This window comes from Halomonas sp. 72 (genome assembly GCF_052379785.1).
Classification (GTDB): Bacteria; Pseudomonadota; Gammaproteobacteria; order Pseudomonadales; family Halomonadaceae; genus Vreelandella; species Vreelandella citrativorans.
Window position 1 is genome coordinate 170,269 of record NZ_JBQSYY010000003.1, and the last position, 10,890, is coordinate 181,158.

The 10,890-nt window shown below is 58.2% G+C and carries 10 protein-coding genes; 4 read left to right on the top strand and 6 right to left on the bottom strand.

Annotation, left to right across the window (positions count from 1 at the left end):
- Positions 1 to 3: 3 nt before the first annotated feature.
- From ACT3T6_RS04690 to ACT3T6_RS04700, 3 genes are read left to right on the top strand one after another with little or no spacing between them, the layout of a single operon-like run.
- Positions 4 to 1,698 (top strand): VRR-NUC domain-containing protein, encoded by a 1,695-nt coding sequence (locus ACT3T6_RS04690; RefSeq protein ID WP_193053599.1) that lies wholly within the window; start codon positions 4 to 6, stop codon positions 1,696 to 1,698.
- Positions 1,695 to 4,007: an ATP-dependent DNA helicase gene (locus ACT3T6_RS04695; RefSeq protein WP_193053598.1), complete on the top strand. Its 2,313-nt coding sequence runs from the start codon at positions 1,695 to 1,697 to the stop codon at positions 4,005 to 4,007. The genes ACT3T6_RS04690 and ACT3T6_RS04695 overlap by 4 nt, the downstream gene beginning before the upstream one ends.
- Positions 4,008 to 4,038: 31 nt before the next feature.
- Positions 4,039 to 4,818: a sulfite exporter TauE/SafE family protein gene (locus ACT3T6_RS04700; RefSeq protein WP_193053597.1), complete on the top strand. Its 780-nt coding sequence runs from the start codon at positions 4,039 to 4,041 to the stop codon at positions 4,816 to 4,818.
- A 32-nt stretch (positions 4,819 to 4,850) separates the two neighbouring features.
- Here ACT3T6_RS04700 and ACT3T6_RS04705 read toward each other — a convergent pair whose 3' ends face one another.
- Positions 4,851 to 6,023 (bottom strand): MFS transporter, encoded by a 1,173-nt coding sequence (locus ACT3T6_RS04705; protein WP_444625938.1) that lies wholly within the window; start codon positions 6,021 to 6,023, stop codon positions 4,851 to 4,853.
- Between the two features lie 329 nt (positions 6,024 to 6,352).
- Between ACT3T6_RS04705 and ACT3T6_RS04710 the strand changes: the two genes are divergently transcribed.
- Entirely contained in the window at positions 6,353 to 6,535 is a 183-nt protein-coding gene (locus tag ACT3T6_RS04710; protein WP_193053596.1) for a hypothetical protein, read from the top strand.
- Between the two features lie 194 nt (positions 6,536 to 6,729).
- On the opposite strand, the gene ACT3T6_RS04715 is transcribed toward ACT3T6_RS04710, so the two are convergent.
- The 5 genes from ACT3T6_RS04715 to ACT3T6_RS04735 all read right to left on the bottom strand — a co-directional run bounded on the left by ACT3T6_RS04715 (position 6,730) and on the right by ACT3T6_RS04735 (position 10,883).
- The gene (locus ACT3T6_RS04715; RefSeq protein ID WP_226913440.1) at positions 6,730 to 7,176 is read right to left on the bottom strand and encodes an excinuclease ATPase subunit; all 447 of its coding nucleotides are present in this window, start codon (positions 7,174 to 7,176) and stop codon (positions 6,730 to 6,732) included.
- 72 nt (positions 7,177 to 7,248) lie between these two features.
- Positions 7,249 to 8,508 carry a beta-ketoacyl-ACP synthase gene (locus tag ACT3T6_RS04720; RefSeq protein ID WP_193053595.1) on the bottom strand — a complete coding sequence of 420 codons (1,260 nt, stop codon included), beginning with the start codon at positions 8,506 to 8,508 and terminating at the stop codon, positions 7,249 to 7,251.
- Positions 8,508 to 9,233, bottom strand: a complete 726-nt coding sequence (gene fabG / locus ACT3T6_RS04725) for a 3-oxoacyl-ACP reductase FabG (protein ID WP_193053594.1) — start codon at positions 9,231 to 9,233, stop codon at positions 8,508 to 8,510. Before fabG ends, ACT3T6_RS04720 begins: the two co-directional genes overlap by 1 nt.
- A complete protein-coding gene (locus ACT3T6_RS04730; protein ID WP_193053593.1) occupies positions 9,230 to 9,724 on the bottom strand; it encodes an ApeP family dehydratase in 495 nt (164 codons plus the stop codon). The genes fabG and ACT3T6_RS04730 overlap by 4 nt, the downstream gene beginning before the upstream one ends.
- Positions 9,717 to 10,883 (bottom strand): beta-ketoacyl-ACP synthase, encoded by a 1,167-nt coding sequence (locus tag ACT3T6_RS04735; protein ID WP_193053592.1) that lies wholly within the window; start codon positions 10,881 to 10,883, stop codon positions 9,717 to 9,719. The genes ACT3T6_RS04730 and ACT3T6_RS04735 overlap by 8 nt, the downstream gene beginning before the upstream one ends.
- Between the last annotated feature and the right edge of the window lie 7 nt (positions 10,884 to 10,890).

Consider the following 10,890-nt stretch of genomic DNA (forward strand, 5'->3'; position numbering starts at 1 on the left):
TGCATGAACAGTGCTTCTGCCACTTCCGTTACTGCTTCGCTCGACGACCCCTTCTACTACCTGACGAACTTCCGCTTCGTGCTGGGGTGGGTGGGTGAGCGCCACGCTGACCTTCTAGATACCGACGAACTCACCTTTATAAGCCGCTTTGATACGCTGCCGCGCTCTTCCCAGGCGTTGCTTACCCGTATGGTAATGCGCAAGGGCGAGCTGTTCCGGCTTTACAAACTCAACTACCCGGAAATAGGCGACACGGCAGATGCCCTCGCACCTTTGGCCTCGCTTGGTTGGGTGGATACTGCCCCGGCGCTGAGTGTGAATGAGCTGTTTCATCAACTGCGCTTGGCCGAGCTGCGCTCAGCCTTGGCAACGCCTATACGCGATGCGGGGCTGCCCGCGTCTGCTGGCAAAGCGGTACTCCAGGCCACGCTAACGCCCCAGCTCACTGAGATAAAACCGTTAACCGAGTGGTGGCCAAAAGCGTCGGACAGCATCGTGCGCCTTAACGTAATGGACGTGTGCGACCGGTTACGGCTGATGTTCTTTGGCAACCTGCGCCAGGACTGGGCCGAGTTCGTGCTGACGGAGCTTGGGCTTCAGCGGTTTGAAAAGGTACCGTTCACCGCCGCCTCGCGTGCCTTTCAGAAACGCGAAGAAGTGAATGCTTACTTCGTCTTGCATAGGCTTAGGCAGCGTCTTGAAGAGGGCGAGCCACTTGAACATCTACAGCATGAGCTACCGCCCAAACCCGCTAACGCCTGGTTAGCGACTCGGCATGCCCGCGTGGTGTTGCAGATGGGCCGCGAAGCGGAGCGCAGTGGCCAAACCGAGCAGGCCATTTTACTTTATGCACAAGCGGGTAGCAGCGAAGCCCGCGTTCGCCAACTGCGCGTATTGGAGCGGCTGGGGAGGTATCAGGAGGCATTTGAGCTGGCAACGAATGCCCAGCGACTTACGCCCAATGAAACCGAAGCTCAGGCACTCGCTCGGTTGCTGCCTCGGCTGCGTAAAAAGTTGAAAATGGAGGCGCAGCCGCCGGTGCATGAGCCCGCCTACACGCGCTGGGAGTTAATGCTTCCCGGCCCTCAGCCGGTAGAGCGCGCCGTTGGGCAGCACGTCGGCACACCTGAAGCGCCGGTGTACTATGCGGAAAACATGCTAATCACCGGCTTGTTTGGCCTGCTCTGCTGGCCCGCTATCTTTGCTCCTCTGCCAGGGGCGTTTTTTCATCCGTTTCATAGCGGGCCTGCGGATCTTTATCGTGAAGATTTCGTCGCTCGGCGGCGTGGTTTGTTTGATAAGTGCCTGGCACAGCTAGAGGATGGCAGCTACCGGCAGACGATTCACACAACCAGGCAGCAAAAACACGGCCTGGCGTCCCCCTTTGTGCACTGGCCATTGCTGGATGAAACGCTTTTAGCGCTGGCGCTTGAGTGCCTGCCTGCCGCCCACTTGAAAGCCTGTTTTGAACGGCTTTTACAAGACCTTAAAGCTAACCGGGCAGGGTTGCCCGACTTGATCCAGTTTTTACCCAACGCACCGAAGAATGAACCCCGCTATCGGCTTATTGAAGTGAAAGGCCCTGGTGACCGGCTTCAGGATAACCAGCGCCGCTGGCTGGCATTTTTTCATCAGCATCGTATTCCGGTTGCAGTATGTTACGTGCAGTGGCTGGCTGACTCGCTAGGTACGTTATGAGTAGCGCTGCGGAGTATCGGATAGCCGTTCGCGCACTGTGTGATTTTACCGCCCGCGAGGGTGACCTGGATCACCGCTTTACCCCTTCGCCCAGTGCTCAGGAAGGCATGGCCGGGCATCGCCTGGTGGCCAGCCGCCGAGGCGATGACTATATTGCCGAAATGCCGCTTTCCGGTACCTACAAAAGCCTGGCCGTCACCGGACGCTCTGATGGGTACGATCCTGCCGAAAACCGTTTGGAGGAGGTCAAGACCTACCGCGGTAGCCTTGAGCGCATGGCCGACAACCAGCGCGCGCTGCACTGGGCGCAGGTAAAAATCTACGGCGCCCTGTTATGCAAAGAACGCGGCCTGGATGAAGTTACGCTGACGTTGGTGTATCTGGATATCGCCACTGAAAAAGAGACTTTGCTTAGCCAGAAAGCGCGAGCATCTGAGCTTGAGGCGTTTTTTATCACCCAGTGCGAGCGCTTTATTGCCTGGGCCGAACAGGAAGCGGTGCATCGCAAGGCGCGTGATTTAGCGTTAACAACACTCAGCTTTCCCTATGCCACGTTTCGCCCCGGCCAGCGTGAGCTTGCCGAAGATGTTTATAAGGCCGCCAGCACCGGGCGCTGCCTGCTGGCCCAGGCGCCTACCGGGATCGGCAAAACGTTGGCCACGCTGTTTCCCATGCTCACCGCCATGCCTCGTCAGCAGCTTGATCGGATTGCTTTTCTGACCATGAAAACACCCGGGCGCCGCTTGGCGTTGGACGCCCTGGCTCAGCTTCGCTCTTCTGTACAATCCGCCGAACATTCTGATAACAGCGCGCCGCGTGTGCTGGAACTCATTGCCCGTGAAAAAGCCTGCGAGTACCCCGGAACCGCCTGCCATGGTGATGCCTGCCCGTTAGCGGCGGGCTTCTATGACCGCCTGCCCGCTGCACGCCAGGCCGCCGTGGCTGAAAGCGGGTGGGACCGCGAAACGCTGCGCAAGTTAGCGCTTACTCACAGTGTTTGTCCTTATTACCTGGGCCAGGAACTGGCGCGCTGGGCCGATGTGATTGTGGGCGACGTTAACCACTGGTTTGATCGCCATGCGCTGCTGCATGGCCTGGCACAAGCTAATGATTGGCGAGTGGGATTATTGGTGGATGAAGCGCACAACCTGGTTGAGCGGGCACGTGGCATGTATAGCGCCGAGCTTGACCAGCAGCGTTTTAATCGCGTTAAGCGTAGCGCCCCGAAAGCCCTGAGCCGCTCATTGGCAAGCCTGGGTCGGCAGTGGCAGGCCGTGGTGAAAGATGTCGCCGAAAGTAAGCCGGATGATGCTGAGCGGGAAGGCTATCACCTGCTTGAGTCGCTACCCGATAAGCTGGTGGGCGCCCTTCAGAACGTTGCCGCCTCGATCACCAACCACCTGGGCGAGCACCCCGAAGATATCTCTTATGAGCTGCAGGAGCTGCTGTTTGAGGCGCTGGCATTTTGCCGCCTGGCGGAGAATTTCGGCGATCACTCGCTGTGTGATCTCACATTAAAAGGCCGAGGGAAGGCGCTAATCGGTCTGCGTAATCTGATACCGGCAGACTTTTTAGCGCCACGCTTCAACGCTGCGCATAGTGCCGTACTGTTCTCAGCCACCCTAACGCCTGCCCATTATTACCGTGATTTGCTGGGCCTGCCAGCGCACACGGTGTGGCGCGAAGTGTGCTCGCCCTTTGTGGCCCGCCAGCTTGAAGTGTGCATTCGCCGGGATATCTCGACCCGCTTTCGCGACCGGGAGGCATCGCTTGCGCCGATGGTGGCCGAAATGGCCCAGCAGTATGAGCAGGCGCCGGGCCACTATCTAGCATTTTTTAGCAGTTTCACCTACCTCAATGCCGCGCTTAAGCTGTTTTGTGAACAGCACCCTGACATCCCTGCATTTGCCCAAACGCCGGGCATGCGTGAAGCCGAGCGCGAAGCGTTCTTGCAGCGTTTTACGCCGGGTGGGCAGGGCATCGGCTTTGCGGTGCTGGGCGGCGCCTTTGCTGAAGGTATCGACCTGCCCGGCGACCGACTGATTGGTGCGTTTATCGCAACGCTTGGGCTGCCGCCGTTTAATGCTTTCAACGAAGCCCTTAAAGCGCGCCTCACGGCACGGTTTGGCCAGGGCGATGACTACACCTACCGCATTCCGGGGATGATCAAGGTGGTACAGGCCGCCGGACGGGTGATCCGCAGCCCCTCTGATGAAGGGGTTGTGGTATTAATGGATGATCGTTTTGCCCACACCCGCGTGCAGGCGCTATTACCCAGCTGGTGGGCGGTAGGCGGATCATCATTTTGATAACCAACGTGATAACCAGGGACGCAAGTGAATGGCGGATTTGTTGTGGTATCAGTATGCGTTGATCGGGCTGATTTTTGCCTGGAGCGGTTTTGTCAGAACCAGCCTGGGGTTTGGCGGCGCGGTGCTGGCGTTGCCGTTTCTACTCTTGGTGGTTAACGATCCACTACTTTTCCTGCCAATTATCGCCATTCATCTGCTGATCTTCTCCAGCTGGATCGCTTGGCAGGGTAACCGCCAAATAAAGCGAGAGAGTGGCAACGCGTCGGCACAGAGCAATATTGATTGGGCCTATTTACGCAAGGCCCTGAAAATTATGATCATCCCCAAGCTGGTTGGCGTGGTGGGCCTGTTAACGCTGCCTGCCTCTATCATGACCAGCATCATTTTCGGCATCGTGCTGGTCTACGCTGTTGGCTATGTGCTCAATAAGCCGTTTCAAAGCAACAACAGGTACGTCGACTATGTGCTGCTGGCCCTGGGCGGCTATGTCAGCGGTACGTCGCTGATTGGTGCGCCGCTGATTGTGGCGGTGTTTGCCTCACATGTCGCCAAGGAGCAGTTGCGCGATACCATGTTCGTGCTGTGGTTCATTCTGGTCGTGATCAAGATGATCTCGTTTGTGTTTGCCGGTGTGGACCTACAGCTGATCCATCAGCTATGGCTATTGCCCTGCGCGTATGCCGGGCACCTGGTGGGTGAGCGGGCGCACCGCTATATCATCAAAGCCGATACGGGCGTGTTTTTCCGGGTGCTGGGCGCGGTGCTGATCTTTGTCAGCATCATTGGGTTGGTATTTTCGCCTTCTTGATGATCGGCTTGGCATGAAAACGTTGCTACCGCTTAAAGCGTGCTGTCAGCGCGTAGCAGCGTCCTGCTCAGGATAGCCAGTATCACCGCCAACACGCAGCAGAGCACGGCCATGCCGGTATAGACGTTGCGCAGTGACTCAAGCCAGGTAACCGCAGGGGCGACCGCAATGGGCGAGATAAACTGACCAAGAAAGAAGGTGGCGGTAAAGCCACCAAACACGCGGCCACGCACTCGCTGTGGCGTAATACGCATTAGCCAGGCCGTGGTGTTGGGCATAAAAGCGCCCAGGCCAAGCCCCGAAATGGCCGCACCGACAATCGCCATGGCATAACTCTGCGTAAGGCCCACCACCAGAAAGCCCAGCGCGGCCAGTACAAAGCCCGCTATATAGATCGTCATGACCGACAAAAAGGGTTTGTAGTAGCCATAGCAGAACGACACGATGCTGGCGGTAAAGGCAGCGGTGGAGAGCGCAATGCCGATAGCCAACCCGCTGACCTCACCCTGCTCTGAAAGTAAAAAAGGCAGCTGCGCGGGGAACATATAAAACATCATCATGCTCAGCATGCCCGCCAAATAGGCAATCCCGGTGCGCATATAGTCGACCTTGACCGGCGCGTTGACGCTGCCTGCCTGCTCATTGCTCTGGAGCTTAGGCGCCTTGAGCATCGCCCAGGCATAAGGCAGTAGAAAAACCCCAGTCAGGTAGAGCAGAAAAGGTCCCCGCCAACTCCAGTCGGAGAGCAGACCGCCCAAATTAATAAACACCACGCCACCGAGCGCCATGCAGCTACTTTGCAGACCCAAAAAGCGCACCCGCTCGGGGCCATCAAAATAATCGCCAACCAGCGTGGTGCTAATACTTAAAATACCGGCCACGGCGATGCCCATCAGCGCCCGTGATGCTAACAACAGGTTCACGCTATCAATCAAGAAGCCTGCCCCACCCGCCAGCCCGTATATGGACAACATCATCAGGAGTAGCGGCTTGCGCCCAAACCGGTCAGCCAAATAGCCCATCAGCGGGCTGAACAGCGTAATCATCAGTGCAGGAAGTGTCAGGATCAGTTGAATCAACACCTGAGGCTGATCCGAAAAATGGCGGCTGATACCCGGCAAAGCAGGCGCAATAATCGCGCCCGACATCACCGTCATGGTGCTTGCAAATAGCAGTACGGCTTTGGTATGGGTTAAATGGTTGATGGTGAGCTTCCCTAGATGAACATCGAGATGGCAAAGGCACTGATAATAGCACTGTCGTTAGCAAGCTACTATTTTACGTCAGGAAGTAAGGGAGGGTGCGGCCCGCGTTGGCGAGTGTTAGTCGAGTTGCATAAAAGAGAGGTTGGGGAGGCTGCGAATTTCAAGCGAACTTGCGTGTGCGCAGAGGCTGATGGTCCAGCCTTGTTGCTGCCATTGCCAGGCATGAACATTGCCCCTCGGGGCTAGCCGCTCAAGACGGGTGCTCAATACATGGCTTGAAGGAGTGCCGGACAGGCTATCCAGCTTGAACAGCGCTTCGTGGAGTGTCCATGCGCGGTAAAAGGCGTCTAGAGGTACAGCGGATTGATGTATCTTGCGGCGTACGTCGGCTTCAGGCAGGCACGCCACCAGCTCGGGTAAGCGTTTTTATGCCGCAGGCGAACATGCTCTATATCAATGCCCACAGGGACCGTGGCGATACCGGCAATCACGCGGTTGTCGCGGTGGGCTAGACATGCTTTCCACGGAGGCGGAAGTGCTGGGTGCCACGGCACACCGCTGCCTCTTGGAGACCACTCACTAACGGGGCAGTGGTAGCCGCGAGCGTCGGCAAGCTGGGAGAGAAGCTCTCTGCCCAGCGCCGATAAACAAGCCCCGCTGCTGTGAGCGGGGGCTTGGGCCAACACAATGTCTAAATACGCGGTCATTAGTCGGCTAGCGTGACAACGTCACCTCGCAGCGCGACACCGGCCATAAGCGCCCCTGCATGGCACTCATACTCACTGGTCGAGGACATCGGCTGACGGTCATAAAAACTCTCAATGTTAACCACCGCATTACCGCCTTCCGCTTTGACGCGGTCTTGCAAGCTAAGAAGCGCCGAGAGCATGACCCACTCGCAGGCTTCTACATCAGACTTGTTGAAAGCATTGGTCTTTTTATTTGTGACGGCAGGACCATACTCAGCGGTAATCTCGCCGTGCGGGGTGTCGCCAAAGATAAATTGAATATTGGAATCAAGCCGTGCTCTCGCATCGGGCGTGTTCATTGCGTCCTCAATAGAGAGCATGTGTGTCGTGTCGCGCGCATGGCTCGTCGTGCTTACTAGTAGAGCGCCTAGTAGCACCCCCATTAACATCATTCCTCGGCTCATTTAGCGTTCCTTCTTGCTGGGTTTAAGTACCTGAGAGCAGGTAGTGTGAGTGGCACTGAGTCGTAAGCGATATCAGGGCCAGCGGCGGAAGATCAACGAGGTGTTGATGCCTCCAAAAGCAAAGTTATTGCTCATGACATAGTCACAGTCAATGTTCCGTCCTGGGCCGTTCAAGTAGTCGAGTTCTGCACAGGCATCATCAAGGCGGTCAAGATTGGCGGTGCCGTGGAACCAGCCTTCCTGCATCATCTTGATGGCGACCCAGGCTTCCAGCGCACCGCAAGCGCCCAGCGTGTGACCGGTAAAGCTTTTAAAGGCGCTAATGGGAAGGCGCGAGCCGAAAACGGCATGTGTCGCATGACTCTCGGCAATATCGCCCCGCTCGGTGGCCGTGCCGTGGGCACTGACATAGCCGATTTGCTCGGGTTGTAGGCCTGCATCCTCCAGTGCCTGGCGAATCGCTTGCTCCATCATGTTGGCATCCGGCTGAGTGACGTGACGGCCATCGCTGTTGGTACCAAAGCCCACAAGCTCTGCGTGAATGGTGGCTCCCCGTGCCTGGGCGTGCTCCAGTTCCTCAAGGATCAGCGTGCCTGCCCCTTCTCCGATCACCAGACCGTCGCGCTCGGCGTCAAAGGGGCGCGGCGAGGTGTGCGGCGCGTCATTGCGAGTACTGGTCGCAAACAGCGTATCGAAGACGGCCGCCTCTGAAGCCGAAAGCTCCTCGCAACCACCGGCAATCATGGCGGTCTGGCGCCCAAAACGGATGGCCTCGTAAGCATAGCCAATGCCTTGGCTACCTGACGTGCAGGCACTTGAGGTGGTATAGATCCGCCCGCGCACACCGAGAAAAACGCCGATATTGACGGGGGCTGTGTGGGCCATCATACGAATATAGGAGTTGGCATTCAGTCCATCGGTCGATTTATTGATTAACATGTTGCCAAAGTCAGCGACGGCGTCGGGTTCCCCTGCGGAGGCGCCGTATGCAATCCCCATCTGACCACTACCTAATAGCGGCGTATCCATCAGTCCTGCGTCTTCCAGGGCCAGTTCACTGGCACGCGTGGCCATTTGCGCTCCGCGGCCCATGCTGCGCAGAGCACGGCGATGATAGTGAGGAGGCAAAGTAAAGTCGCGCACGGGCGCCCCAAGGCGCGTATTGAGGCCGTCATAACTTTCCCAGTCATCCATGTGGATAACACCGTTTTGCAAACGCTCAAGTCGTGCCTTGATACTTGGCCAGTCGTTGCCGATCGGCGAGAAACCGGCCATGCCGGTCACTACCACACGACGCCCCAGACTGTCTTGGCGTTGTACATTGCTTGCCATCAGCACATTCCTCCGTTGACGGCGAATACTTGCCGAGTGATATAGCCGGCATCGGCTGAACATAAAAAGCCCACCGTGGCTGCGACTTCTTCGCTGGTACCGGTGCGTTGCATGGGAATCAGCTTGAGCGCTTCCTCGGTAACCAGGTCGTCGGTCATGTCGGTGTCGATCAAGCCTGGGGCAACGCAGTTGACCGTAATGCGGCGTTTCGCCAGTTCCACGGCCAAGGCTTTCATGGCACCGATCAGTCCGGCCTTGGCAGCGCTATAGTTGACCTGACCACGGTTGCCCATCATGCCTGAAACCGAGGACATCACGACGATGCGGCCGGGCGCCCGGCGGCGAATCATTGGCATGACGAGGGGCTTCACAACGTTATAGAAACCGTCGAGATTGGTGTGGATCACGCTGTCCCAATCCTCATCAGAGAGCGCGGGGAAGGCGGCGTCGGCGGTAATGCCCGCATTGCAGACAACACCGTAGTAGGCGCCATGCGCTTCGATATCGGCGTCCAGCGCCTGCTGCGCCGCGGCCCTGTCGGCAACATCAAAGCACAGCACGCGGGCGTTGCGGCCCATATCACGAATCTGGTTTGCGACGGCTTTTGCCTCTGCCTGACGCTGACGGCAATGTACGACGATATCGAAGCCATCCCGCGCCAGGCGCAAGGCGATGGCTTGGCCGATACCGCGGCTTGAACCGGTAACCAGGACGGTGTTCGTCATTGAGTTTTTCCTTGTTGCATCATTTCCAGCGCCTGTTGCGTATCGGGCTGAAACACGTTGAGTGTGGCGTTAGCGATCAACTGTTGCTGAGCGTCTAGCAAGCGCCCCTGAAACGCGCCCAGGCCATTATCTGCCCGAAAATCGAGCTCTACTTCGATGCGTATCGGCTGGTCGAAGTGAAAAAACGGCTGTTGGCACTGATAACGGCGCGTGCCGAGTAGAAAGCCAATTTTCGGCGTATCGCCTGACGTCACGGACTGCACACCCGCCCACGCGGCAACGGCTTGGGCAAGCCACTCTAACCCGACCCAGCCGGGAATGCCGTCTGGTGTGGCAAACAGGTCGTCGGGCTGGGGTACGACGCGGGCATGCAGGTGTTCATCACCCACGGCCAGTAGCGTATCCAGAAGGCACATGCCCAGGCGGTGTGGCACGTACGGCGCGATATCGCAGGGCAGGTCAAGCCGTGCGGGCATAAGTGAATCATTCATTGAAACGTTCCAGCAACAAGGCGATGTTATTACCCCCAAACGCGAAGGCATTGCTGATCGCGCGACGGCCGTGATGGGTCGTCGCCTTGGCGTAATTCAGTAACGGAAGTTCTGGGTCGACGTCACTATCGTGAACCTGGGGCGGCAGGCGCCCCTCATTGAGCGTCAGCCAGCAGAACGCCGCTTCGAGCGCGCCGCAGGCGCCTAGCGTATGCCCGGTCAGGGCCTTCGTTGAACTGCACGGTAGCGTATTGCCGAAAAGCGTTGCGACTGCCTTGGCTTCCATGCTGTCGTTCTGGCGCGTGGCGGTGCCGTGCAGGTTGAGATAATCAATGGCCGTGGCGGGCAGCTGCGCCATGGCAAGCGCGGCTTGCATCGCCTGGATGGCCCCCAGACCATCTGGCCGTGGGGCGGAAATATGGTAAGCGTCGCTGCTTTCACCGTAACCACTGAGCTGAATGCCGCCGGTTTCTGCCGTTACCAGAAACAGCGCGGCGGCTTCTCCGAGGTTGATACCGTCACGCTCGGCCGAGAAAGGCTGAGAAGGACGGTCGCTAAGCGCCTCAAGCGAGGCAAACCCGTTGACGGTCAACCCGCAAAGACTGTCAGCCCCACCGGCGATGACCGCATCGCACATACCGCTCGCCAGCAGGCGTTTGGCGCTTGCCAGGGCGCGCGCACTTGACGTACAGGCGGTGGAGAGCGTGTAGGCTGGCCCATCAAGGCCGAGCCACTCGGCAACAAAGCGGGCTGGTGAGCCAATTTCATGGCGCTGGTAATGAAAGTCGTCGGGCCAGTGGCCTTCGCGCTGACGCTCAGCCAGCGCCGTTTCGGTTTCGCCGATGCCGGAGGTACTGGTGCCGAGCACCACGCCGATACGCGCCTGCGGGTGCCGCTTGCGAAAAGCCTCAAGCGTCGGTGCCAACTGCTCCAGGGCGGCGGCCAGCAGCTGGTTATTGCGCGAGCGGTGCACTGGCGGTAACGCCTGGGCATCGGGCAGGGAGGTAGTGACTCGGCCTAACGGTAAAGGCCGGCCGGGGGTAAACACGTCGCCATACTCAAGCCCACGACGGCCAGTAAACAGGGCGTCGGCAATGGTGGCCAGATCGTCACCGATCGAACAGACCAGGGCCGGTGGCAGGAGGCGACAAGGAGGCATCTGAGAC

Coding starts and splice junctions, on each gene's coding strand:
- ACT3T6_RS04700 (WP_193053597.1), top strand. CDS start 4,039: ATGGCGGATTTGTTGTGGTATCAGTATGCGTTGATCGGGCTGATTTTT.
- ACT3T6_RS04695 (WP_193053598.1), top strand. CDS start 1,695: ATGAGTAGCGCTGCGGAGTATCGGATAGCCGTTCGCGCACTGTGTGAT.
- ACT3T6_RS04720 (WP_193053595.1), bottom strand. CDS start 8,508: ATGGCAAGCAATGTACAACGCCAAGACAGTCTGGGGCGTCGTGTGGTA.
- ACT3T6_RS04715 (WP_226913440.1), bottom strand. CDS start 7,176: ATGAGCCGAGGAATGATGTTAATGGGGGTGCTACTAGGCGCTCTACTA.
- ACT3T6_RS04735 (WP_193053592.1), bottom strand. CDS start 10,883: ATGCCTCCTTGTCGCCTCCTGCCACCGGCCCTGGTCTGTTCGATCGGT.
- ACT3T6_RS04730 (WP_193053593.1), bottom strand. CDS start 9,724: ATGAATGATTCACTTATGCCCGCACGGCTTGACCTGCCCTGCGATATC.
- ACT3T6_RS04710 (WP_193053596.1), top strand. CDS start 6,353: ATGCGCGGTAAAAGGCGTCTAGAGGTACAGCGGATTGATGTATCTTGC.
- fabG (WP_193053594.1), bottom strand. CDS start 9,233: ATGACGAACACCGTCCTGGTTACCGGTTCAAGCCGCGGTATCGGCCAA.
- ACT3T6_RS04690 (WP_193053599.1), top strand. CDS start 4: ATGAACAGTGCTTCTGCCACTTCCGTTACTGCTTCGCTCGACGACCCC.